Annotated in this window: 20 protein-coding genes; 12 read left to right on the top strand and 8 right to left on the bottom strand. The window is 71.9% G+C overall.

The window, feature by feature from the left end; translation table 11 throughout:
• Positions 1-44: 44 nt before the first annotated feature.
• Positions 45-1,349 (bottom strand): phenylacetate--CoA ligase PaaK, encoded by a 1,305-nt coding sequence (gene paaK, locus BCL76_RS26760; RefSeq protein ID WP_109781930.1) that lies wholly within the window; start codon positions 1,347-1,349, stop codon positions 45-47.
• 105 nt (positions 1,350-1,454) lie between these two features.
• On the opposite strand from paaK, the gene BCL76_RS26755 reads away from it, so the two are divergent.
• Together BCL76_RS26755 and BCL76_RS26750 are read left to right on the top strand one after the other, a co-directional pair.
• Positions 1,455-2,306, top strand: coding sequence for an alpha/beta fold hydrolase (locus tag BCL76_RS26755; protein ID WP_109782019.1), 852 nt, complete (start codon positions 1,455-1,457; stop codon positions 2,304-2,306).
• A 146-nt stretch (positions 2,307-2,452) separates the two neighbouring features.
• On the top strand, positions 2,453-2,974 hold the full coding sequence (locus BCL76_RS26750; protein WP_258309921.1) for a hypothetical protein: 522 nt from the start codon (positions 2,453-2,455) through the stop codon (positions 2,972-2,974).
• Between the two features lie 27 nt (positions 2,975-3,001).
• On the opposite strand, the gene BCL76_RS26745 is transcribed toward BCL76_RS26750, so the two are convergent.
• Positions 3,002-4,630 (bottom strand): acyl-CoA synthetase, encoded by a 1,629-nt coding sequence (locus tag BCL76_RS26745; protein ID WP_109781928.1) that lies wholly within the window; start codon positions 4,628-4,630, stop codon positions 3,002-3,004.
• A gap of 198 nt (positions 4,631-4,828) precedes the next feature.
• Here BCL76_RS26745 and BCL76_RS26740 point away from each other — a divergent pair, with 198 nt between their 5' ends.
• From BCL76_RS26740 to BCL76_RS26720, 5 genes are all read left to right on the top strand, one after another.
• Entirely contained in the window at positions 4,829-5,629 is an 801-nt protein-coding gene (locus BCL76_RS26740; protein ID WP_109781927.1) for a crotonase/enoyl-CoA hydratase family protein, read from the top strand.
• Between the two features lie 225 nt (positions 5,630-5,854).
• Positions 5,855-6,814 carry a Zn-ribbon domain-containing OB-fold protein gene (locus BCL76_RS26735; protein WP_109781926.1) on the top strand — a complete coding sequence of 320 codons (960 nt, stop codon included), beginning with the start codon at positions 5,855-5,857 and terminating at the stop codon, positions 6,812-6,814.
• Positions 6,814-7,872, top strand: coding sequence for a thiolase domain-containing protein (locus tag BCL76_RS26730; RefSeq protein ID WP_109781925.1), 1,059 nt, complete (start codon positions 6,814-6,816; stop codon positions 7,870-7,872). Before BCL76_RS26735 ends, BCL76_RS26730 begins: the two co-directional genes overlap by 1 nt.
• Positions 7,869-9,035 (top strand): thiolase domain-containing protein, encoded by a 1,167-nt coding sequence (locus tag BCL76_RS26725; RefSeq protein ID WP_109781924.1) that lies wholly within the window; start codon positions 7,869-7,871, stop codon positions 9,033-9,035. Before BCL76_RS26730 ends, BCL76_RS26725 begins: the two co-directional genes overlap by 4 nt.
• Before the next feature lie 145 nt (positions 9,036-9,180).
• Positions 9,181-9,408 carry a DUF397 domain-containing protein gene (locus tag BCL76_RS26720; RefSeq protein ID WP_375137968.1) on the top strand — a complete coding sequence of 76 codons (228 nt, stop codon included), beginning with the start codon at positions 9,181-9,183 and terminating at the stop codon, positions 9,406-9,408.
• A gap of 67 nt (positions 9,409-9,475) precedes the next feature.
• Here BCL76_RS26720 and BCL76_RS26715 read toward each other — a convergent pair whose 3' ends face one another.
• Positions 9,476-10,360 carry a hypothetical protein gene (locus BCL76_RS26715; RefSeq protein WP_109781923.1) on the bottom strand — a complete coding sequence of 295 codons (885 nt, stop codon included), beginning with the start codon at positions 10,358-10,360 and terminating at the stop codon, positions 9,476-9,478.
• Between the two features lie 85 nt (positions 10,361-10,445).
• On the bottom strand, positions 10,446-10,886 hold the full coding sequence (locus BCL76_RS26710) for a hypothetical protein (protein ID WP_109781922.1): 441 nt from the start codon (positions 10,884-10,886) through the stop codon (positions 10,446-10,448).
• A 260-nt stretch (positions 10,887-11,146) separates the two neighbouring features.
• Here BCL76_RS26710 and BCL76_RS26705 point away from each other — a divergent pair, with 260 nt between their 5' ends.
• From BCL76_RS26705 to BCL76_RS26690, 4 genes are all read left to right on the top strand, one after another.
• Positions 11,147-11,554 carry an ACT domain-containing protein gene (locus tag BCL76_RS26705; protein ID WP_109781921.1) on the top strand — a complete coding sequence of 136 codons (408 nt, stop codon included), beginning with the start codon at positions 11,147-11,149 and terminating at the stop codon, positions 11,552-11,554.
• A gap of 136 nt (positions 11,555-11,690) precedes the next feature.
• Positions 11,691-14,519 (top strand): ATP-binding protein, encoded by a 2,829-nt coding sequence (locus BCL76_RS26700; protein ID WP_375137966.1) that lies wholly within the window; start codon positions 11,691-11,693, stop codon positions 14,517-14,519.
• A 233-nt stretch (positions 14,520-14,752) separates the two neighbouring features.
• Complete coding sequence (locus tag BCL76_RS40530) at positions 14,753-15,232, top strand: maleylpyruvate isomerase N-terminal domain-containing protein (protein ID WP_109781919.1); 480 nt, start codon at positions 14,753-14,755, stop codon at positions 15,230-15,232.
• Positions 15,233-15,365: 133 nt separating this feature from the next.
• Positions 15,366-15,866, top strand: coding sequence for a hypothetical protein (locus tag BCL76_RS26690; RefSeq protein WP_030758373.1), 501 nt, complete (start codon positions 15,366-15,368; stop codon positions 15,864-15,866).
• A 33-nt stretch (positions 15,867-15,899) separates the two neighbouring features.
• On the opposite strand, the gene kstD is transcribed toward BCL76_RS26690, so the two are convergent.
• The 3 genes from kstD to BCL76_RS26675 form a co-directional block, all read right to left on the bottom strand.
• A complete protein-coding gene (kstD, locus tag BCL76_RS26685; RefSeq protein ID WP_109781918.1) occupies positions 15,900-17,696 on the bottom strand; it encodes a 3-oxosteroid 1-dehydrogenase in 1,797 nt (598 codons plus the stop codon).
• Positions 17,697-17,786: 90 nt separating this feature from the next.
• Positions 17,787-18,380, bottom strand: coding sequence for a hypothetical protein (locus tag BCL76_RS26680; RefSeq protein WP_109782018.1), 594 nt, complete (start codon positions 18,378-18,380; stop codon positions 17,787-17,789).
• Positions 18,381-18,612: 232 nt separating this feature from the next.
• Positions 18,613-19,737: an aminoglycoside phosphotransferase family protein gene (locus tag BCL76_RS26675; protein WP_109782017.1), complete on the bottom strand. Its 1,125-nt coding sequence runs from the start codon at positions 19,735-19,737 to the stop codon at positions 18,613-18,615.
• Between the two features lie 231 nt (positions 19,738-19,968).
• Here BCL76_RS26675 and BCL76_RS26670 point away from each other — a divergent pair, with 231 nt between their 5' ends.
• Positions 19,969-21,456, top strand: coding sequence for a DNA-binding protein NsdB (locus tag BCL76_RS26670; protein ID WP_109781917.1), 1,488 nt, complete (start codon positions 19,969-19,971; stop codon positions 21,454-21,456).
• Positions 21,457-21,558: 102 nt separating this feature from the next.
• On the opposite strand, the gene BCL76_RS26665 is transcribed toward BCL76_RS26670, so the two are convergent.
• The gene (locus tag BCL76_RS26665; protein WP_109781916.1) at positions 21,559-22,980 is read right to left on the bottom strand and encodes a PP2C family protein-serine/threonine phosphatase; all 1,422 of its coding nucleotides are present in this window, start codon (positions 22,978-22,980) and stop codon (positions 21,559-21,561) included.
• Between the last annotated feature and the right edge of the window lie 137 nt (positions 22,981-23,117).

Here is a 23,117-nt window from a genome sequence, read left to right as displayed (position 1 = left end):
ATCGCTCCCGGGGACCACCCCCAAATGGGCCCGAAGGGGTGGTTTCAGCCACCGGCTCCGCGAAGGTCGACCAGTCTCTTGATCTTCCCCACCGAACGTTCGAGCGTCTCCGGGTCGACCACCTCGACCCGTACGGAGACTCCGACGCCCTCCTTGACGGCCCGGACCACGGCGGCGGCCGCGTCCTGCCGCCGCTCGGCATCGGTCTCCCGGCGCGCCTCCACCCGTACCGTCAGGGCGTCCATCCGGCCCTCCCGGGTCAGCCGCAGCTGGAAGTGGGGAGCCAGGCCCGGCGTCCGCAGCAGGACCTCCTCGATCTGGGTCGGATACACATTCACCCCGCGCAGGATGATCATGTCGTCGCTGCGGCCCGTGATCTTCTCCATCCGACGGAACGCGGGCCGGGCCGTTCCGGGCAGCAGCCGCGTCAGGTCCCGGGTGCGGTAGCGAATGATGGGCATGGCCTCCTTGGTGAGGGAGGTGAAGACCAGCTCGCCGGGCTCGCCCTCCGGCAGCACCGCGCCGGTCAGCGGATCGACCACCTCGGGATAGAAGTGGTCCTCCCAGATGTGCAGGCCGTCCTTGGTCTCCGCGAACTCTTGGGCCACGCCCGGTCCGATGACCTCGGACAGGCCGTAGATGTCCACCGCGTCGATGTCGAGCCGTTCCTCGATCTCCCGGCGCATCTCCTCGGTCCACGGCTCCGCGCCGAAGATCCCCGTCCGCAGCGAGGTGGCGCGCGGGTCGATCCCCTGGCGCTCCATCTCGTCCAGCAGGGTCAGCATGTAGGAAGGGGTCACCATGATGACCTCCGGTCGGAAGTCCTCGATGAGCCGGACCTGCCGGTCCGTCATCCCGCCCGACGCGGGCACGACCGTGCAGCCGAGGCGCTCGGCGCCGTAGTGCGCGCCCAGGCCGCCGGTGAACAGCCCGTACCCGTAGGCGATGTGGATGATCTGGCCGGGCCGTCCGCCCGCCGCGCGTATGGACCGGGCGACGACATCCGCCCAGGTCGAGAGGTCTCCGTCGGTGTATCCGACGACGGTCGGCCGGCCGGTGGTGCCGCTGGAGGCGTGAATGCGGCGCACCTGCGAGCGCGGCACGGCGAACATCCCGAAGGGGTACTGGTCGCGCAGATCGGCCTTGGTGGTCAGCGGGAACAAGGAGAGGTCGGCGAGCGACCGGCAGTCGTCGGGATGCACCCCCGCCTTGTCGAAGGCCTGCCGATAGAAGGGGACCTTCTCGTAGGCGCGGTGCAGTGTCGAACGCAGCCGCGTGAGCTGGAGCGCGGCCAACTCGTCGCGGCCCAGCCGCTCGCCCTCGTCGTGGAGATCCGTGTACACCGCCATGCCGTCACCTCATCATGAGAACCGACCGATCATTCGGTAGATTGCCAGGGACCTGCAGGTTAAATCAATGACTCGAACGAGTGATCGTCTGTTGTGATGGCCCGCATGCCTACCTTCACCACCTACGACGGAACCGAACTCGCCTATCACCTCCAGGGGGACGGTGAGCCGCTGGTCTGCATCCCGGGCGGCGCCATGCGCGCATCCGCATACCTGGGCGACCTCGGCGGACTCGCGGACGGGCGTCTTCTGATCCTCCTCGACCTGCGCGGCACGGGCGACTCCGCGGTACCGGCCGACGAGTCGACGTACCGCGTCGACCACCAGGTCGGCGACGTCGAGGCGCTGCGGGCTCACCTGGGCCTGGAGCGCATGGACCTCCTCGCCCACTCCGCCGGCGGCAACCTCGCTCAGCTCTACGCGGCCGCGCACCCCGAGCGGCTGCGCCGAACCGTCCTGGTCACTCCGACCGCGTGGGCGGTGGACCTCCCGGTCACCACCCGGGACCGGCTGGAGGGGGCGCGGCTGCGGGCGGGCGGCGAGCCCTACGACACGGCCATCGCGGCCTACGAACGGATCCTCGCGGACACCGCCCACGAAGAGGAGGACTGGGAACTGGCCGCGCCGCTGTTCTACGGGAACTGGGACGAGACGGCCCGGGCGCACTGCGCGGCGAACGCGCGGCAGCAGAACGAGAAGGCGGCCGAGGCCTACGCGGGCCCCGGCGCCTTCGACCCGCCCGCCACCCGCGAGGCGCTCCGCCGGGTCACGGGCGAGGTCCTGGTACTGGCCGCGGAACTGGACGGCAACCCCAGCCCCGCCCTGGCGGCCCGGCTCGCCGCGCTGTTCCCGCAGGGCTCGGTCGACGTCCAGCCTCGGGCCGGCCACTTCCCGTGGCTGGACGACGGGGCCTGGTTCACGGCCCGCGTGGAGCGGTTCCTGGCGGCGGGGGCCTGACGACGCGATGCGGCCGGGCCGGTTCCCGGCCCCGCCGACCGCTGACCGCCGACCGCCGACTGTCGACCGGTGGCCGCCGGTTCTTCAAGATCGGAGGGGTGGCAGACTGGCCGGCCGTACCGCGAACCGAGAGGACCGACAACATCGTGCGACGGATACTGGTGCTGACAGCCGTGGCGGCCGTGGCTTTGGCGGCATTGGCGACGGCCACGGTGGCCGTCGGCGCGTATCTGCTGCGGGACCTCGGCCCGCTGCCCCCGCGATACTCCGGTCCGCCGCTGCCTCGCGAGACGGTGGTGTCGGAGATGACCTCGATACTCGCGGCGGAGGGGATCACGGTGGAGCGGGAACCCTCCGCGGGCATGCACACGTGCCACGAACGGCTCTCAGGGCGTCATGCGCCGGAGACGGTGGACGCCGCCGTGCAAGCGGCCTTCGCTCGGGCCCGTTCCGACCACGGCTGGCAGGACGGCCCCGACCTGGGTGAGCGGACGCTGACCCTGACGAAGGGCAACTGGACGGCGAGCGCCCGCCTCACGGGTGAGGAAACGTCAGGTCTGCCCGCGACCGTATTCATGGTGCTGACCTGCGTGGACGAGGAAGACGCCGCCACCGCCCCCACGACACCCTCCGCCCCGGCCCTCACACTCGCGCCCGCGGCCTCCTGAGCGAGCGCGGGGCGTACGACCCCACGGCTACGCCGTGTCCGCCTCCGTCGCCACCGCCTTCGCCCAGCGGTAGTCCGCCTTGCCGCTCGGGGAGCGCTGGATGGCGGGCGCGATGACCAGCTGGCGCGGGATCTTGTAGCCCGCCAGCCTGGTGCGGCAGTGGCTCTGGATCTGGTCCAGGGACGGTACCTGCGCGCCCTCCCGGACCTGGACCACCGCGGCCACATGGCTGCCCCACGTCGGGTCCGGGACCCCTGCCACCAAGGCGTCGTACACGTCCGGATGGGACTTCAGCGCCTGCTCGACCTCCTCCGGATACACCTTCTCGCCGCCGGTGTTGATGCACTGCGAGCCGCGGCCGAGCACCGTGACGATGCCCTGTTCGTCGACGGTCGCCATGTCGCCGAGCAGCACCCAGCGCTCCGTTCCCTTCTGGAAGAAGGTCTCGGCGGTCTTCCCCGGATCGTTGTAGTAGCCGAGCGGGACGTGCCCGCGCTGGGCGAGGCGACCCGGCTCGCCCACCGCCACCGGTTCGTGCGTCACCGGGTCCACCACTTGCGTACGGTCGTTGACCACCAGCCGGAAGCCCTTCTCCGGGCCGGAGTCGTCCGTCGCCCGGCCGTTGGACCCGGACTCGGAGGACCCGAAGTTGTTCAGGAGCAGCACGTTCGGCACCAGCCGCTGGAACTCGGCGCGCACCGTCTCCGACATGATCGCCCCGGACGAGGAGACGCTGAACAGCGAGGACAGGTCCGTGCCCTTGAGCGGGCCGTTCAGGGCGTCGATCAGCGGCCGCAGCATCGCGTCGCCGACCAGCGACACACTGGAGACCTTCTCCTTCTCGATCGTACGGAGCACTTCCTCGGGCGCGTACTTCCGGTGGATGACCACCCGTTGGCCGTAGTTGAAGGCGATGAAGGAGGTCAGGGTCGACGTGCCGTGCATCAGCGGGGGCGCCGGGAAGAAGGTGAGCCCGGCGCCGCGCGCCGCGACCCGTTCGGCCAGTTCCTCTGGCCGCTTCACCGGCTCGCCCGAGGGCTCGCCGCCGAAGAGTCCGGCGAAGAAGAGGTCCTCGGCCCGCCACATCACACCCTTGGGCATGCCGGTCGTGCCACCGGTGTAGATGATGAAGAGGTCGTCGGGGCTGCGCGGCGGAAATCCGCGCCCGGGCGAGCCGGCCGCCTCGGCGTCCGCGTACGGGACCGGCGCCACGGACGGCTCCGGGGCGCCTTCGGGGGCCTCCCCGACCCGGATCAGGTGACGGAGCTTCGTCGTCTGCGGCAGTGCGGCCGCGACCCGCTCGGTGAACTCGCCCTCGAAGACGAGGGCGGCGAGATCGGCGTCGTTGTAGAGGTAGACCAGCTCCTCCTCCACATAACGGTAGTTGACGTTCACCGGCACCAGCCGGGCCTTCAGGCAGGCCAGCACGGTCTGCAGGTACTCGATCCCGTTGTAGAGGTGCAGGCCCAGGTGCTCGCCGGCCCGCAGGCCGCTGTCGAGCAGGTGGTGGGCGATCCGGTTCGCCGCCGTGTCGAGCTCCGCGTACGTCAGGCGGCGCTCGGAGCCGGTCCCGGGGTGGTCCACGTACACGAGGGCCTCGCGGTCCGGGACCACGTCCACGACCGACTCGAACAGGTCGGCAAGGTTGTACTCCACCGTTCCTCCTGACCCTGGATGTTCCCGAAGTTCCCGACGACCGGCCATGTGGCCGGCCTGCTCCGGCGGTCATTAGAGCGCCGGAGAAGGCAACTGGGAAGGGAGCCGTCCAAGAAATCTGACTGAGTGTCAGCAAACTATTGAACTGCACCCTCCCCTACTGCAACCTGTTCTAGGTCTTGAGACGGGAGGACGGCAATGGGTGGGACGGAACACCTGACCGTGGATCGGCACGGCGCCACGCTGGTGCTCACCATGAACAGGCCCGAGGCGAAGAACGCGCTCTCGCTGCCGCTGCTGGTGGGGCTGTACGACGGCTGGCTGGAGGCGGACGCCGACGACGGGATCCGCTCGGTGGTCCTCACCGGCGCGGGCGGGGACTTCTGCGCCGGAATGGACCTCAAGGCCCTGGCCGGGAAGGGAATGGCGGGCGACCTCTACCGGGACCGTCTGAAGGCCGACCCCGACCTGCACTGGAAGGCGATGCTGCGGCACCACCGGCCGCGCAAGCCGGTGATCGCGGCGGTGGAGGGCTACTGCGTGGCCGGCGGGACCGAGATCCTGCAGGGCACGGACATCCGGGTGGCGGCTGAGGGCGCCACCTTCGGACTGTTCGAGGTCAAGCGCGGGCTCTTCCCGATCGGCGGCTCGACGGTACGGCTGCCACGCCAGATCCCGCGGACGCACGCCCTGGAGATGCTGCTGACCGGCCGCTCGTACTCGGCCTTGGAGGCGGAGCGGATCGGGCTGGTGGGGCGGGTGGTGCCGGACGGTACGGCGCTGGCGGCGGCCCTGGAGATCGCGGAGCGGATCAACGCGTGCGGGCCGTTGGCGGTGGAGGCGGTCAAGGCGTCGGTCTACGAGACCGCCGAGATGACGGAGCGGGAGGGGCTGGCGTCGGAGCTGTTGCGGGGGTGGCCGATCTTCGACACCGCCGATGCGAAGGAGGGGGCGCGGGCCTTCGCCGAGAAGCGGCCGGCGGTGTATCGGCGCGAGTAGCTGCCGCCGTCCGGAGCGGCCCGTGTCCTCGGCGCGGCGCCGTTGCCGGGGGCGCTGCCCCCGGACCCCCGCGCCTCAAACGCCGGCGGGGCTGAAAGAGCGCCTCGAACGCCGGCGGCGCTGGGTCAGGTGCGGCGGGGTTGAAGGAGCGCCTCGAACGCCGGCGGGGCTGGGTGAGGTGCGGCGGGATTGATATCACCGGAATCGATTGCATCGGAGAGCACCATGACAGCTGCCCCCCCACCGGAGGTGCTCCGCGCGCCCCTCGTCGTCGAGTTCCCCTTCACCCGGTCCCTCGGGCCCGTCCAGAGCGCCTTCCTCACCGGGCTGCGCGAGGGCACCGTGCTCGGTGTGAAGACCTCCGACGGCACCGTGATGGTCCCGCCCGTCGAGTACGACCCCGTCACCGCCGAGGAGATCCGCGAGCTCGTCGAGGTCGGCGCCACCGGTACCGTCACCACCTGGGCGTGGAACGATCGACCCCGCCCCCAACAACCCCTGGACACCCCCTTCGCCTGGGTGCTGGTCAAGCTGGACGGCGCCGACACCGCCCTCCTGCACGCCCTCGACGCGCCCGGCCCCGACGCCGTCCGCACCGGCATGCGGGTACGGGTCCGCTGGGCCGCCGAGCGCACCGGCGCCATCACCGACATCGCCTGCTTCGAACCGTACGAGGGCCCCGCGGGCGGGGTGGCCGTCGCGCACGACGGGGGCTTCGACGGCGCCGTCACCGGCATCGTCGCCGAGGCCCGCCTCGACTACGTCTACAGCCCCGGCCGCGCCCAGACCGCGTACATCGAGGCCCTCTCCGAGCGGCGGACCGTCGGCGAACGCTGCCCCTCCTGCCACAAGGTGTACGTCCCGCCGCGCGGCGCCTGCCCCACCTGCGGGGTCGCCACCACCGACCGCGTCGAGGTCGGCCCCGCCGGCACGGTCACCACCTACTGCATCGTCAACATCAAGGCGAAGAACCTCGACATCGAGGTCCCCTACGTCTACGCCCACATCGCCCTCGACGGCGCCGGCCTCGCCCTCCACGGCCGGATCGGCGGCATCCCCTACGACCAGGTCCGCATGGGCCTGCGCGTCGAGCCGGTATGGACCGAAGGCGGTCGCTACCCCGACCACTACCGCCCCACCGGCGAACCGGACGCGGACTACGACGCGTACAAGGAGCTCATCTGATGGCCCGATACGCCCGCGAGGTCGCGGTGGTCGCCTTCGCGCAGAGCGACCACCTGCGCCGCACCGACGAGCTCAGCGAAGTCGAGATGGTCATGCCGGTCCTCCACCAGGTGCTGGCGGCCACCGGCCTGAAGGCCGGCGAGATCGGCTTCACCTGCTCCGGCTCCAGCGACTACCTCGCCGGCCGGGCCTTCTCCTTCACCATGACCCTCGACGGGGTCGGCGCCTGGCCGCCGATCTCCGAATCGCACGTCGAGATGGACGGCGCCTGGGCCCTCTACGAAGCCTGGGTCAAGATCCAGACCGGCGAGGCGGACACCGCGCTCGTCTACTCGTACGGGAAGTCCTCACCCGGGTCGGTACGCGACGTCCTCACCCGGCAGTTGGACCCCTACTACGTCGCTCCGCTCTGGCCCGACTCGGTGGCCCTGGCCGCCCTCCAGGCCCAGGCCCTGATCGACGCGGGCGAGACCGACGAGGCCGCCCTGGCCGCCGTCGGAGCGCGCAGCCGGGACGCGGCCGTCGCCAACCCGCACGCCCAGCTGCGCGGCCCTGTCCCGCAGGGCGACTACCAGGTACGGCCGCTGCGCACCGGGGACTGCCCGCCCGTGGGTGACGGCGTGGCCGCCGTCGTGCTGGCCGCCGGTGACCTCGCGCGGCGGCTGTGCGAACGCCCCGCCTGGATCACCGGCATCGACCACCGCATCGAGGCCCACAGCCTGGGCCTGCGCGACCTCACCGACTCCCCGTCGACCCGGCTCGCGGCCGAACACGCGGGTGTCTTCGAGGCCCCCGTGGACACGGCCGAACTGCACGCGCCGTTCTCCTCCCAGGAGGTCGTGCTCCGCAAGGCGCTCGGCCTCGCCGACGACGTGAACGTCAACCCCTCCGGCGGCGCGCTCGCCGCCAACCCGATGATGGCCGCCGGCCTGATCCGCATCGGCGAGGCGGCCGCCCGGATCCACCGCGGCGCGTCGCGCCGGGCCGTCGCCCACGCCACCTCCGGCCCCTGCCTCCAGCAGAACCTGGTCGCCGTCCTGGAAGGGGACGCAAGGTGAGTAAAGAGCCCGTGGCCATCGTCGGGATCGGCCAGACCAAGCACGTGGCGGCCCGCCACGACGTGTCCATCGCCGGCCTGGTCCGTGAGGCGGCCGCCCGCGCCCTCGCCGACGCCGAACTGACCTGGGCGGACATCGACGCGGTCGTCATCGGCAAGGCCCCCGACTTCTTCGAGGGGGTGATGATGCCCGAGCTGTACCTGGCGGACGCACTCGGCGCGGTCGGCAAACCGATGCTGCGCGTGCACACGGCCGGTTCGGTCGGCGGGTCCACCGCCCTGGTCGCCTCCAACCTGGTGGCGGCCCGCGTCCACCGCACCGTCCTGACCCTCGCCTTCGAGAAGCAGTCCGAATCCAACGCGATGTGGGGCCTGTCGCTCCCGGTCCCCTTCCAGCAGCCGCTGCTCGCCGGCGCCGGCGGCTTCTTCGCCCCGCACGTGCGCGCCTACATGCGGCGCACCGGCGCGCCGGACACGGTGGGCTCGCTGGTGGCGTACAAGGACCGGCGCAACGCGCTCAAGAACCCGTACGCGCACCTGCACGAGCACGACATCACCCTGGAGAAGGTCCAGGCCTCGCCGATGCTGTGGGACCCGATCCGCTACTCGGAGACCTGCCCCTCCTCCGACGGCGCGTGCGCGATGATCGTCACCGACCGGGCGGGCGCGGCCCGTTCGTCGAAACCGGCCGCCTGGGTGCACGGCGGTGCGATGCGCAGCGAGCCCACCCTCTTCGCCGGCAAGGACTTCGTGTCCCCGCAGGCGGGCAAGGACTGCGCCGCCGACGTCTACCGGCAGGCCGGCATCACCGACCCGCGCCGGGAGATCGACGCGGTCGAGATGTACGTGCCGTTCTCCTGGTACGAGCCGATGTGGCTGGAGAACCTCGGTTTCGCGGCGGAGGGCGAGGGCTGGAAGCTCACCGAGGCCGGGGTCACCGAACTCGACGGGGACCTCCCGGTCAACCCCTCGGGCGGCGTGCTGTCCACCAACCCGATCGGCGCCTCCGGCATGATCCGCTTCGCGGAGGCGGCCCTCCAGGTCCGCGGCCAGGCCGGGGAACATCAAGTTCCGGGCGCCCGCCGGGCGCTCGGGCACGCGTACGGCGGCGGCGCGCAGTTCTTCGCGATGTGGCTGGTGGGGGCCGAGGAGCCGACCTCCTGAACACAAGCCCGGCCGACGACGGAGGGGCCGGCCGGGGAGCCGGACCGGCCACGGGTGACGCACCGTGGCCTGTCCGGCACCCGCCGCGGTGGTTAACCTGGCCCCCGGACGACGTACCGGGAGGAGCACGCACGTGGCCGAGAGCATGACTTCACAACCCCTCGCCGGCTGGGGGAAGCCGGACCTCGATCTCACCGAGGCGGACTGGCAGTCGAGCAGCCGAGGAGTGGGCGACGTCCAGATCGCCTTCGTCGAGGGCTTCATCGCGATGCGCAACAGCGAGCGCCCCGAGAGCCCTTCGCTCATCTTCTCGCCGGACGAGTGGCACAAGTTCGTCCTCGGCGCCCGCGGCGGTGACTTCGACCTCACCTAGGCGTACCGGGTCGTGATCACCGGGTGGTCCGGGTGCGGTCTTCGACCCGGACCACCGGGAGGCGAGCTCAGCCCTTCGCGAGGATCGCCTCCGCCGCGGCCACCTTCTGCCGGTGGACGTCCTGAAGCTTCTGGAGTAGTTGCCGGTCCTTGGCGATCATCGCCGTCTGGAGCTTCGACTCCTCGGTGAACCACACGTCCAGCAGGCCGGTCCGGCGCTTGCAGGCGACATCGGCCCCTGCCGTCGCCTTCTCCCGCTCCGTCACGGGGCCTTCGCGGAATTCCTGCGCAGCGAAAGGATCACGGGGTGATGCGTATGTGTATCCATTCTCCTGCATACATGCCGACCAACTGCTGAAGCCGGCCTGTACTTCCGGAAGCTGCATGGACTGCTCGTAGCTCTGCGACGATATCCGGCTGGCAGCCTCGGCTCCATCCGGATCCGAGTAGTCCTTGCGAAGGTCGCTCTGGGCCTGTCCGAGGCATCCGTTTTCCGGGACCTTCTGCCCCCGGTACTCGGCGGGCACAGATGCGTCCTCCCGCTTGCCGTACAGAACGGCGCGTACGTCGGCGTCGAGCTGCGGGGGCTGCTTCGGGGCCTCGCTCGGATCCATGCGATAGCCGAAGAGGGCTGCGGACTTCTCGTCCGACAGGCCGTACCGGCGGTCGGCGCTCGGCTGGGGCGGATTCGGCGGGGGTGGCTGGTAGGTCAGGGAGAAGCGGGCCATGCAGGTACGTGCCAGCATGTGCTCGGCCGCCGCGATGGAGGCGTACTCCGCGTCCGTGTAGCTGTACGCGGCGATGGGCAGGCGGTACGTGTAGGACCCCTTCGCCGCCTCGGAATCCTTGGTGGGGCGGTTCGACCCCGCCGGGTCGCCGTCATCCTGCGATCCCTGTGCCGTGCACCCCACCAGGGCGAACATGGCCAGCATGGCTGGCACCAAACGTCTCATCTGGTTGCTCCTGCGGTGCCCCGTGCAGGCCATGAGGTCACACGGGGCCGACATGCAAAGAAGGAACGGATTACCCGTCAGTCCGTCAGTTGAACTTGTAGCAGTTCGAGCCGGACGCGCCGAACGCCAGCGCGGCGTTGTTGTTGTACGTGTTCGCCAGACGGTTGGCGTTCGTGTACGGGGCGACGGTGTCGCAGGCGCCGTTGTAGCCGCTGTTGAAGAAGATCGTGGTCGGGGTGGGGCTGCCGTTGTAGAAGGAGGCCGCGCCGTTCTTCACCGGCGTTCCCTTGCCGGCACCCGAGTCCAGGAACTTGTAGCCCGCGAGGTCGCTGATGCTGCCGTTGATGCCGCCGCTGCCGGTGAACGTCGTGCGCGATCCATTCAGACCGGAGTTGTAATAGAAGGTGCCACAGTTGGCCTCTCCCGTGCAGTAGATACCGACGCCGGCCTGTGCCGGAGACACGCTGAAGGCCAAGGCGGCCGCAGTGGGAAGTGCAACGGCTATGGCGCGCCGAATGTTGGTCATGAATATCCTCCAGAAACCTTGATCGCCAGAGTGGCGAGGGTGGAGTGTAGGTGGACGCCGAGCCGTCGAGTCAAGCCAGTTAAGCAAGGCTTGAGGTTTCCCTCGCAGAGCAGGTCGACGCGGAGTGAATGAGGAGCCGACGCAAAGTCAGAATCCCTGGGGTGGCGGGCACTCGATGCGCACGGCGCGAGGGCATCCGTGGGCGCGCCCGTGCCGCGGGTCGGCCGCGGCCCGCGCACTCCGCCGGGTACGGTGGACGCGTGATGGCCGAGCGGGACCTGAAGCGGCTGCTGAGCGGGATGCGGCCCGAACTGCTGGACGAGCGGTACGTCTTCACCACGGTGGAGGGCGTCGAGGTGCCGGCCGGGCTGCGGCCCGCGGCCACCGTGCGGGAACCCGAGGGGCTCACCCTGGTGCTGCGTCAGGAGGAGGCCGACGCGGCCGGCCTTCCGTACGACTACGTCGCCGGGTGGATCACCCTCCGCGTCCACTCCGCCCTCGACGCCGTCGGGCTCACCGCCGCCTTCGCCACCGAACTCGGCGCACACGGGCTGAGCTGCAACGTCATCGCCGGCTACCACCACGACCACCTCTTCGTGGCCGCCGACCGGGCGCAGGAGGCGGTGGCCGTCCTGGAGGACCTCGCAGCCCGCTCCGTACACGACTGAAGCCCCCCGGAAAAGAAGATCGGATTCTTTTCCGCAGTGGCATCCCTCGCGCTGTGCGCCGGGCGTACGCTGAACCCCCGAACAGGCCTGGGGGGTACCAGCCATGACGGACCGCCGGACCCGCACACGGCGCACGATGGTCGAACGCGATGCCGAACTCGCGATCGTCGACGAAGCCCTGGACCAGCTCACCGGTCCCGGGCCGGACGCGGGCGGCGCGCTGCTCGCCTTCTCCGGCCCCGCGGGCCTCGGCAAGACCACCCTGCTCGCCGAACTGCGCCGTCGCGCCCTCGCCCGCAACTGCACCGTCCTCGCCGCCCGCGGCGGCGAACAGGAACAGAGCCAGCCCTTCCACGTCGCCCGGCAGCTCATCCAGCCCCAGCTCGCCGGTACCTCCGAGCAGGAGCTGCGCGCCGCCCTCGGCGGCTGGTACTCCATCGTCGGTCCGGCCCTGGGACTGTGCGCCCCCGAACAGGGCGTCCCGCCCGACCCCCAAGGCCTGCGCGACGGACTCGACTGGGTCCTCACCCACCTCGTCGTCAAGCGCGCCCCCGTCGCCCTCGTCCTCGACGACGCCCACTGGGCCGACCCCGAGTCCCTCGGCTGGCTCGCCGCCTTCGCACCGCGCGCCGAACACCTCCCGCTGCTCCTCGTCGTCGCCTACCGCCCCGACGAACTGCCCGAGCACGCCGACGCCTTCCGTACGCTGCCCGGCCGGGCGGGACAGCGCCCGCTGCCCCTGGCCCCGCTCACCCCGGCCGCCGTCGCCACCCTGGTCCGCGAGGCCGTCGGCGCACACGCCGACGACGCCTTCTGCCAGGAGGCGTGGGCCGTCACGACCGGCAACCCCTTCGAAGCCGTCGAACTCACCGTCAAGGTCCGCGGCAAGGGCCTGACACCGGTCGAGGCGAACGCCCCGCAACTGCGCGACCTCGCCGCCGCCCAACGCGGCAGCGGTCTCGTCGCCCGCCTGGAGCGACTCGGCCCCTCCACCGTCCGCTTCGCCTGGGCCTGCGCCGTCCTCGGCACCGCCATCCCGCAGGACCTCGCCGCCCGGGTCGCCGCCCTCGGCGCCGAGGAGGCCGTCGACGCCACCAGGCGACTGCGCGACGCCCGCATCCTGTCGGCGGCCACCGCCGAGGAGAGCGACGCCGGGCTGGAGTTCGTCCACCCGCTGATCGCCACCGCCATCTACCGCGCCATCCCCGACGCGCTCCGCGTCGCCCTGCACGGCAAGGCCGCGGCGGCCGTCGTCGACGCCGGACTCGGCTCCTCCGCGGCCGCCCGCCACTTGCTGGAGACCCACCCCGAGAACGACCCCTGGGTCGTGCGCACCCTGCGCGAGGCCGCCGGCGAGAACCTCCGGGCGGGCGCCCCCGAGGCCGCCCGCCGCCAGCTCGCCCGCGCCCTGCTCGAACCCCCGGACTTCGACGAACGCGCCGCCGTGCTCTACGAACTGGGCTGCGCCTCCCTGCTCACCGAGCCCGCCAACACCGTCAACCACCTGCGGGCCGCTCTCGCCGAACCCTCCGACGACCCGGCCCTGCGCCAGGGCATCGTCATCCGGCTCGCCCAGGTCCTCGCCCACAGCGACCGCCTGGCCGAGGCCTCGGACTCGCTCGCGCGGGAGATCCCGTACACCCAGGACGTACGCGCCCGGCTGCGCCTGCAGTCCGAGCAGTTCATGTGGGACGCCTTCAACGCCGCCGAGACCGACTCCCCGGCCCGCTCCCGACGGCTCGCCCGCCTCGCCGACCGGCTCACCGGGCGCGACCTCACCGAGCGGTACATCATCGGGCTGCGCGCCTGGGACGCCTGCCTGCGGGGCGAGCCCGTCGACGTGGTGCTGCACCACGCCGGACGGGTACTGGAGCGCCCCTTCAGCTGGGCCCACGAGGACCGCGGCTTCGAGGTCCCGGTACTGGCCGCGATGGTCCACATGTACGCCGACCGGCCCGGACGGGCCGAGGAGCTGTTCGAGGCGGGCACCGCCGAGTTCGAGCGGCACGGCTGGCGCGGGGCGCACCTCTCCTTCGCCTACAGCCTGCGCGCCTACGTCCGCTACCGGCGCGGGCGGCTCGTGGAGGCCGAGGAACTGGCCCGGGCCGGGCTGCGGCTCGCCGAACGGGTGGGCCGGCGTACCCCCGTGCACTGGTACGCCATAGCCATCCTCCTCACCACCCTGCTCGCGCGCGGCCGGCCCGAGGAGGCCTGGGAGCTGGCCCGGGAGCACGAGTACGGCAGCCCCTTCCCGGCGGCCGTCGTCTTCCCCGACTCCCAGACCGTGTACGCCGAACTGCTCCTGTCCCGGGGCGAGAAGCAGGCCGCGATCGTCGAACTGGAGGCGGTCGACCGGCGGCTGACCCCGCGCGGCATCCAGAACCCGTCCTGGTGCCCGTGGCAGCTGCACCTGGCCCGCGCGGTGGTCGCGGACGATCCGCGGCGGGCCCGCGCCCTGGCCGACGACGCCGTCCGCCGGGCCCGCGCCTTCGGCGCCGCCTCGGGCATCGGCCAGGCCCTGCGGGTGGCGGCCCAGGTCGCCGCCCCCGAGGACCGGGCCCCGCTCCTCCAGGAGGCGGTCACCCTGCTCTCGGCCTCACCGGCGGGCTACGAACTGGCCCGCGCCCTGGCCGCGCTGGGCACCGAGCTGCGCGACGAGGACCTGCTGATGCAGGCCCTGGTGACGGCGCGGGAATGCGGCGCGGACGGGCTGGCCCGGGAGACGACCGACACCCTGCTGGGGCTGGGCGGTGCGGTGCCGTGCGGACTGGCTTGGGAGGACGGGCTCACGGAGGAGGAGCGGCGGGCGGCGGACCTCGCGGTGCGCGCCGAGAAGGAGCCCGTGCCGGAGGTCGTGGTGCTGCCCGCGCCGGACTGGGCGCTGTCGGCGGCCTGCCGCAAGCTGGGCACCGACCGGCCCGGTCTCAGGGAGGCGCTGGAGGCGTTCGCCCGTAGCTCGACGTGATCGGGTCCGCCGCCCGCCGGGCACGGTGAACCGTATGGAGCACGACGAGAGACGCGTCGTCCTCCGGATCGAGGCGGCGGCGTCCGAGAAGGCGGTGCGCCGGGCCCTCACCCTCGACGGGCCGGTGCCCGCGGCGCCCTCCTGACGGGGCTCGTCGGTCACCGACCTCGTCCGCCACGTGGGCGGAGTGCGCCGCTACCTCGCACACGTCCCGCACGGGCGGCCCGGACGCGGTGATCGACTGGTTCGCGGAGGGCGCCGGGGAGCCGGCGGAGCTCTTCCACGAGCTAGGACCCGACACCACGGCCCGGACCTGGTCGGCGGAGCAGACCTCCGGTTCCTGGCTGCGGATGCGGCTGATCGAGCCGGCCGTGCACCGCTGGGACGCCGAATCCGCGACCGGTACCCCGGCCGGCCTCGCACCGGACCTCGCACCGGACCTCGTGGCGGACGCCGTGACCCGGGCGATCGAGGTGAGGGCCCCGGCCCGGGCGGGGCCGGTGGCAGGCACCGCGGGGAGCGGGGGAGAAGTACCGCTTCCGGCGTACGGACGTCCCGGAATCCTGGACGGCCCTCCTCTCGGGGGACCAGATCCTGCGGGTGCCCGGTGTCACCGGCCCGCCGGTGGACGTCGCGGCCGCGGGCAGCGCCTGCGACCTCGCCCTGTGCCCCTGGGACCGCCTCCCACCCACCGTCGTGCGCGTCGAGGGTGACACCGCCCTGCTGCCACACCGGTTCACCCTCGTACCACCGGCCCGAGGGCCGGGCCGGCGGGCCCGACCCGGGCAGGTCCCCGGATGCGGGCCCCCGGACCGGAAAACTCGCGCGGCCACGTACCATGGCGGCATGTCCTTCCTCCGCCGCCACCGCGCCGCCACACCCGCCGGCCCGGACTTCGATGTCCTGGCCATGGACCCGGGGGACTGGCCGGGCAATCTCGGGGCCGGGCTGCTGCCCGCGCCCGACGGCAGCTGCCAGGGTGTCTTCCTCCGCTACGACCTGTTCGGCGGACGCGGACCCGCGATGATCATCGGGAACCTCCCGGAGGGTTCCCCGGCCCGTGACCTCACCGACGACCAGATCCCCTTCGAGGTGGCGCAGCTCCTCGACGCCCTGGAGAACGACGAGGACGTCGAGGTCACCGGCGTCGAGGACTGCCCGGTCATGCAGGGCGACAACCTCCTCATCGTCCGCAAGATCAAGCTGTCGGAGTCCCGCATCTCCTGCGTCCAGTTCGACCGCAGTGACAACGTGCTGGTCACCATCGCCAGCTGGGACCGCCCGATCACCGATGACCTCTACGCCCTCCTGAAGCCGCTCCCCGCCGAGCTCTTCCAGCAGGGCTGACCCCGTCCGCGTCCCCGGGTCGGGGCCCGGGCCTCAGGCGTCCGCGATGGCGTTCGCCGCCACGTAGCCGAACGTCATCGCGGGGCCGATCGTCGATCCGGCGCCCGCGTAGCTGTGGCCCATCACCGCCGCGCTCGCGTTGCCGGCCGCGTACAGGCCCGGGATCACCGACCCGTCCGGGCGCAGCGCCCGGGCCCGGGCGTCCGTGACGATCCCGCCCTTCGTACCGAGATCCCCCGGCACGATCTTGAACGCGTAGAACGGCGGGATCAGGACGGGCGCCAGACACGAGTTCGGATGCACGTTCGGGTCCGTGTAGTAGTGGTCGTACGCCGTGTCACCCCGGTCGAAGTCGGCGTCGTCACCGCTCCACGCCTGCGCGTTGAACCGGCCCAGCGTCGCCCGCAGGGCGCCCGCCGGGACCCCGATCTGGCCGGCCAGCGCGTCCCAGGTCCACGCCTTCTTCGCGGCCCCCGCCTGGTACCACGCGTCCGGGAAGGGCAGGGTCGGCAGGATGTCCTTGAACAGGTACTTGTTGCGGTAGTACTGATCCACGATCAGCCACGCCGGGATGTGCGAGCCGACGGCGCCGCGGTCCTTCTCGTACATCACGTGCACCACATCGCTGTACGGCGCCGCCTCGTTGACGAACCGCGCGCCGTTCGCGTTCACGATCAGCCCGCCCGGCAAGGTCCGTTCGGCGAGGCAGAAGTACGGCTCCCCGGGCAGCGGGATCGACGGCCCCCACCACGCGTCCTCCATCAGCGCCAGCGAGGCCCCGGCGCGCTGCCCCGCCCGGATCCCGTCGCCGGTGTTCTCCTTCGCGCCCACCGACCACTGGGTGCCGATCGGTTGTTGCTGGTACTGCGCCCGCATCGCCGCGTTGTGCTCGAAACCGCCCGAGCCGACGACCACCCCGCGCCGGGCCCGTACGGTTCCCCGTACGCCACCCCGCTCCACCACCACGCCGGTGACCGCGCCGCCCTCCTGGACCAGATCCACCAGCGGGCTGTTCAGCCACACCGGAACTCCGGCCCGCTGGAGCCCGGCGCGCAGACCGGCCGCCAGGGACTGGCCCATCGTCAGCGGTTTCTCGCCGCGCAGCGCCGCCTTCGTACCGCGCGCCAGGCACTCGGTGGACACGGCGAGGCCCTTGGCGCTCACCGCGGCCAGGTTCAGCCACCTGTAGTCCTGGCTGAACACCACCATTCCGGCCGGGACCGGCATGTACGCCGGGTTCAGGTGCGCCAGTTCGGAGCCGAGGATGTTCCCGTCCAGCTGGTCCGGCTCGATGGAGCGACCGTTCGGCATTCCGCCCGGCAGATTCGGGTAGTAGTCGCTGTAGCCCTCCATGTAGCGGAATCGCAGCGGGCTGTTGGCCATCACGAAGTCCAGCATCCGGGGCCCGTTGGCGAGGAACGCGGCCTGTCGGTCGGCCGGCACCTCGGACCCGACGACGGCGGCCAGGTACGTCGCCGCCTTCTGCGGGGTGTCCGGTACCCCCGCGCCCAGGATCACCGAGTTGTTGGGCAGCCAGATACCGGCTCCGGACCGGGCGGCCGAACCACCGAAGGTCGGGGCCTTCTCCACCACCAGGACGCTGAGCCCCCGCTTGGCGGCGGTGAGCGCGGCGGTCATTCCGGCCGCCCCGGACCCGACCACGACGACGTCGTACTCGCCGAGCGGAGGCCCGTCCTGGGCGCCGTCGGCCCGGGCGGTGGCGGACGGCAGCACGGTGGCGGCGAGCACCCCGGCGCCCGTGCCGGCGAGGACCGTACGTCTGGACGGGAGGGCGGCGGGGGTGGTGGTGCGTGAAGCGCTTGCTGACATGGGCAGGCTCCGGCGGAGTGGGGAGGAGGGGAAGTGCCTCCAGCATTTCTGATGCTGAGTCAGAAAAGGTGTTCGGGGGATCATGTGATGTCAAGGCATCCGGCGCCGCCGCCTCCAGTACGCCACGGTCACCACGCCCAGCAGCGGGCCCCACAGGACCAGCGGGGCGTAGCAGACGTAGAACCACAGGGCGCTCCAACCGCCCACCTCACTGGGGAAGTCGGCCGGCACCGGATCGCCCTGGAGGGTGGTTCCGGCCACCTGGCTCACCGGCACGAGGACGCTCCAGAGGCCGGTCAGCGCGACGGCACCGAGCGCGGCCGGGACGACGGCGACCGCCACCGGGATCCGCCGGCCGCTCAGAACCGGGATCCAACGGGGGAACACCTCGCCCCACGCGGCCACCAGCCCGACCGCGGTGAAGGCCAACAGCTCGGAGACCAGCGAGAGGATGACGACGTACACGTCCAGCGGCAGCCAGTGCGGCAACTGCCCGCTGTCCGCCGACGAGTGGTCGACGAAGAGCAGGCCCAGCCGCCACAGGCCGGACGGCAGGACGGCGAACGGGATGGCGAACGCGCAGATCCGCGCCCAGCGCGGAACCCCCGCCACCGGGGCGTGCGCGGCCTTCCAGGCGGCGCGGACACGCCCGCCCGCCGGACGGGCATCGGTAGGTACGGACACGGTCTCCTCCGGAGCCGCGGGCAACCCTTGCCCGCTCCACTTCGAAGATCGCAGTCGTGCGGGCGCCTGCGGATCGCCCGCCGGACGGATGCGCCTCCACCGGGTGGGGGAGACCCGTCCGCCTCGCGGATGAGGGGGCCGCGCATCCGGGTCCGTACACCCCGGGTCGCACGTGTGAACGGCGAAGCCCCGTGGCGGTGGGGGCCACGGGGCTTCGCGTATCGGGGGACGGTCAGCGCGTGCCGACCGCCGCGCGGACCGCGCGGCGCGCCATTCCGGCATCGTCGTGCAGCCGGCGGAGCAGCAGCCGCTGCTCCTCGCCGGAGGACAAGGAGCCCACCGGCATTGGCTGGGTCGGGGCGGTCGCCAGCATCGAGCGCTGCACCGCCGTCTCGGACATCCGGATCTCCCGGGTCAGTACCAGCATCAGATTGACCAGGAAGGCGTCCCGCGCTGCCGGACCGGCCGACTGGGCGAGCCGGCTGATCTGGGCGCGGGCGGCCGGGGCGTCGCCCAGTACCGTCCACAGCGTCGCCAGGTCGTACCCGGGCAGGTACCAGCCCGCGTGCTCCCAGTCGAGCAGGACCGGGCCGGCCGGCGACAGCAGCAGGTTCGACAGCAGGGCGTCACCATGGTTGAACTGCAGGGACGTGCCCGACAGCTTCACGCCGTGCAGCAGCTTCTGCAGGTCGCCGAGGTCCCGGTCGGTCAGCAGGCCCAACTCGTAGTCGCGGGCGATCCGCCGCGCATAGTTCATCGGGGTGCCGAACAACTCCGCCGGCGGCCGCCACTGGTTGACCCGGCACACCGCGCCCAGGGCCGCCCGGAGGTCCACCCGCGGCGGCGGCTCCACCGGGTGCCGCTGCAGTGCCGCGACCCGGCCCGCCATCCGCTCCACCACCAGCGTGCAGTTCTCGGGGTCGGCGGCGATCAGCCGCGGCACCCGGACCGGCGGGCGGTGCCGGACGAAGGCCCGGTATGCCGCTATTTCGTGCCGGTAGCGCTCACGCCATTCGGGCGAGTGATCCAGTAATACCTTGGCGACGGCGGTCATCCGTCCGGTGGTGCCCACCAGGAGGACCGAGCGGCCGCTGCGCCGAAGTACCTGCACCGGGGCGAACTCCGGACAGATCCGCTGCACCGAGGCAAGCGCGGTACGCAACTGCGCCCCCTGCGGCCCCGAGAGGTCGATTCTTCCGCTGACGGGCAGTGATCCGGTACCCGGCATCCGCCGCGCCCGGACGGCGCCCTGTGCAGGAGCCGACGGGCGGCCGGGTTCGAGGTAGGGGCCGCCGCCCGCCGGGAGCGTGCGGTGCGACCGGACCGGTGCGGACACGGAGGACGTTGCTGCGTACATGGTGATACGGATCCCTTCGTGCGCCGACGAGTTGCGTACGCCGCCCCGCCGGATCCCGTACTTCACCCTGGGGAGTTCCGCCGGTGAACCGGGTCGGGGAGGCGCATTCCTACCTGACACCCGGCGCAAGGTGGCGAACCATCGGGCGTGCCCTGGCGAAGCCTGGCGAATAGTCGCTGGGCATCTGACGGCGGGCTACTGTCAACTCAGCCGAGAACCTGGGGGCTTGACGTGAGCAAAGGTCCGAACACCCGCTTGAACGATCTGTTCGGCCTCGCCGGCTGGTCGAAGGGCGAACTGGCGAGGATGGTGAACAGGCAGGCGGCGGCCATGGGCCACCCCCAGCTGGCCACCGACACCTCGCGGGTGAGGCGCTGGATCGACATGGGGGAAGCCCCCCGCGAACCGGTGCCCACGGTACTGGCAGCACTGTTCACCGAGCGGCTCGGTCGTGTCGTGACCATCGAGGACCTCGGGTTCGTACGGCAGCGGCGCACCACCAGACGGCAGCCGGACGGGGCTCGTGAGAACCCCGACGGGATGCCATGGGCGCCCGAACGCACAGCCGCGGTCCTCACCGAATTCACGGGAATGGACCTCATGCTCAACCGTCGCGGTCTGATGGGCGCGGGAGCGGTGCTCACCGCCGGCTCCGCCCTCAGCAACGCCATGTACGACTGGCTGCACACCGACCCCGCCATGGCCAAGGAGACCCGGAACTTCGGGGACTCCTTCCAGGTCGACCCGGCGGGCTACGACCGCTACGAGGCGGCGCCCATCGGCTCCCAGGAGATCGAGGCGCTGGAGCGCTCCGTGGAGGTGTTCCGTGCCTGGGACGCCTCCAGAGGTGGCGGACTCCAGCGCAAGGCGGTCGTCGGCCAGCTCAACGAGGTGGGCGGGATGCTCGCCTACCACCACCCGGACCACCTGCAGCGGCGCCTGTGGGGGGTGGCGGCCAACCTGGCGGTGCTCGCCGGCTGGATGTCCCACGACGTGGGCCTCGAACCCACCGCGCAGAAGTACTTCGTCATCGCCGCGCACGCGGCCCGAGAGGGCGGCGACCGGCCGCGCGCGGGTGAGGCGCTGTCCCGCGCCGCCCGCCAGATGGTCCACCTGGGCAAGCCCAACGAGGCCCTGGACCTGATGAAGCTCGCCCAGTCCGGCTCGGGCGAGCAGACCCTCCCGCGGACGCGCGCCATGCTGCACACCATCGAGGCCTGGGCGCAGGCCGCCATGGGCAAGGGCCAGGCCATGCGCCGCACCCTCGGCGAGGCGGAGGAGCTGTTCGTCTCCGACAAGGGCGATGTCCCGCCGCCGAGTTGGATGCAGCACTTCGACGAGGCCGACCTGCACGGCATGCAGGCGCTCGCCTACCGGACCCTCGCGGACCACGACGCCGCCGCGGCGCCGATCGCCGCGCGCCACGCCAAGGAGGCCCTGCGGCTGCGCGGCGAGGGCTACCAGCGCTCGCAGATCTTCGACTACATCTCCATGGCCTCGGCCTGCTTCATCGCCGACGAGCCGGAGCAGGCCGACCGGTACGCGCGTCTCGCCCTGGTCTCGATGAACGAGACCTCCTCGCACCGGACCTGGGACCGGCTGCGCGAGATGTACCGGCTCACCGCCCAGTACTCCGGGTACGCGCGCATCGAGGACCTGCGCCAGGAGATCAAACTGGCCCTCCCGGACACCCCGGCGCCGCGCGCCACGGGGGTGTAGGGCGGTCAGGTCCTTGCGCGAGGCCCGCGAGGCCATCGTACGGAGACGAGAAAGGCCGCGCCTTCCGGCGCGGCCCTGAAGTCACTTACGCACGTGACTCGTTCACCCACCGATGCGGGCGACGAGTACGCAGGCGTCGTCCTCGCGCTCGCTCTCGCCGAACTCCTCGATCACGATCCGCACGCACTCCTGCGCCGACCGCGCCGCCGAGAACCGTGGCGCCAGTGCCAGCAGCCGTTCGGTCCCGTCCGCCCGGCTGAACTCGATGCTGCGCGGCGTCAGTCCGTCGGTGTGCAGCACCAGCAGGTCGCCGACCTCGAGGCTCTCCTCGGCCTGCCCGTAGGAGGCTCCGGAGGTCGCGCCCAGCAGGACGCCTTCCGGCGGCAGCAGGGAACGCCCCGATCCGCGACGGAACAACAGGGGTGCCGGGTGGCCCGCCTGGGCCCAGGACAGGACCTTGCGCTCGGGATCGTAGCGGCAGCACACGGCCGAGCCGAGCGCGGGCTGTACGGAGGTCTCCAGAAGCTGGTTGAGCCAGCCCATCAGCGGGCCGGGCTCGATGCCCGCCATGGCCATGCCGCGCAGGGCGCCCAGCATCATCGCCATCCCGGAGGTGGCGGTCACGCCGTGCCCGGTCAGGTCGCCGACCGTCAGCATCGAGCAACCGTCGGGGAGTTCGAGCGCGTCGTACCAGTCGCCGCCGATCAGCGCGCTGGTCGCGGAGGGCAGGTAGTGCGCGGCCACGTCCAGCGTGCCCGCGCTGCCGTACGGGAACCGCAGGGAGCCGCGCCACGGGGGGAGCACGGCTTCCTGCAGCTCGACCGCCAGCCGGCGCTCGGTCTGCGCGATCTCCTGCCGGCGCTGCAGCGAGTCACGCGACTCGCGCACCGCGCGCTGGCTCCGGCGCAGTTCGCTCACGTCCCGCAGCACGGCCCACATCGAGGCCGTACAGCCGTCGGAGTCGAGTACCGGCTCGCCCCTCATGTGCAGGGTCCGGACCCGGCCGTCGGCCCGGACGATGCGGAACTCGCCGTCGATCGGCCGGCCGTCCACCAGGCAGGCGGTGACCCATGCGGTGAGCAGCGGCTGGTCCTCGGAGAACAGGGTCGAGCCGAGTTCGTCGAGGGGGAGCGCGCCGGACTCGGGCGAGCGGCCGAAGATCTGGAACAGCTCCTCGGACCAACTGACCTCGTCGGTCAGCAGGTTCCACTCGGCGCTGCCGACACGGGTCTGGGCCTCGAGCCCGACCTCGGGAGCCACCGGCGGGAGTTCGACGGGCTCGGGCGCCGCCGGCAGGCCTTCCTTGAGCTGGCCGAGGTGCTCGCGGAGGTCGTCGAGGTGGTGGACGGCGAGATCGCACAGAGCGCGCTGCCAGCGGCCCTGGGCGTCGTCGTCGTCGACGACGGTGTCGCGGCGGACCGCGTCCACTTCCCCCCGCAGCCGCCGGGTCTGCGAGATCAGCGCGTCCACCGACCCGGGCTCGGGCGGCTGCGCGGGACGGTCCGCGAACAGGTGGGACGGCATGAGAACTCCGATACAGGCGCGGCACGGCCAAGTCTGAAGGAAGGACCGGTAACGACTGTTGCACAGGGCGCGACGGTGTGTAAGGCGTTTGGCAACATCCGCTACGTTCTTGCTTCTGGTATATGCCGTAGGCCTTC

It is taken from the genome of Streptomyces sp. CG 926 (assembly GCF_003148825.1).
Taxonomy (GTDB): Bacteria; Actinomycetota; Actinomycetes; order Streptomycetales; family Streptomycetaceae; genus Streptomyces.
The sequence above is the reverse complement of the archived record's forward strand: the minus strand, read 5'-3'. Positions and strand labels throughout refer to the sequence as shown.

What these genes read in the sequence shown, in the direction of transcription:
- BCL76_RS26690 (WP_030758373.1), top strand. Translation starts at nt 15,366, where the DNA reads ATGTCCTTCCTCCGCCGCCACCGCGCCGCCACACCCGCCGGCCCGGAC.
- BCL76_RS26735 (WP_109781926.1), top strand. Translation starts at nt 5,855, where the DNA reads ATGACAGCTGCCCCCCCACCGGAGGTGCTCCGCGCGCCCCTCGTCGTC.
- paaK (WP_109781930.1), bottom strand. Translation starts at nt 1,349, where the DNA reads ATGGCGGTGTACACGGATCTCCACGACGAGGGCGAGCGGCTGGGCCGC.
- kstD (WP_109781918.1), bottom strand. Translation starts at nt 17,696, where the DNA reads ATGTCAGCAAGCGCTTCACGCACCACCACCCCCGCCGCCCTCCCGTCC.
- BCL76_RS26730 (WP_109781925.1), top strand. Translation starts at nt 6,814, where the DNA reads ATGGCCCGATACGCCCGCGAGGTCGCGGTGGTCGCCTTCGCGCAGAGC.
- BCL76_RS26675 (WP_109782017.1), bottom strand. Translation starts at nt 19,737, where the DNA reads ATGTACGCAGCAACGTCCTCCGTGTCCGCACCGGTCCGGTCGCACCGC.
- BCL76_RS26715 (WP_109781923.1), bottom strand. Translation starts at nt 10,360, where the DNA reads ATGAGACGTTTGGTGCCAGCCATGCTGGCCATGTTCGCCCTGGTGGGG.
- BCL76_RS26755 (WP_109782019.1), top strand. Translation starts at nt 1,455, where the DNA reads ATGCCTACCTTCACCACCTACGACGGAACCGAACTCGCCTATCACCTC.
- BCL76_RS26665 (WP_109781916.1), bottom strand. Translation starts at nt 22,980, where the DNA reads ATGCCGTCCCACCTGTTCGCGGACCGTCCCGCGCAGCCGCCCGAGCCC.
- BCL76_RS26740 (WP_109781927.1), top strand. Translation starts at nt 4,829, where the DNA reads ATGGGTGGGACGGAACACCTGACCGTGGATCGGCACGGCGCCACGCTG.
- BCL76_RS26720 (WP_375137968.1), top strand. Translation starts at nt 9,181, where the DNA reads ATGACTTCACAACCCCTCGCCGGCTGGGGGAAGCCGGACCTCGATCTC.
- BCL76_RS26700 (WP_375137966.1), top strand. Translation starts at nt 11,691, where the DNA reads ATGGTCGAACGCGATGCCGAACTCGCGATCGTCGACGAAGCCCTGGAC.
- BCL76_RS26710 (WP_109781922.1), bottom strand. Translation starts at nt 10,886, where the DNA reads ATGACCAACATTCGGCGCGCCATAGCCGTTGCACTTCCCACTGCGGCC.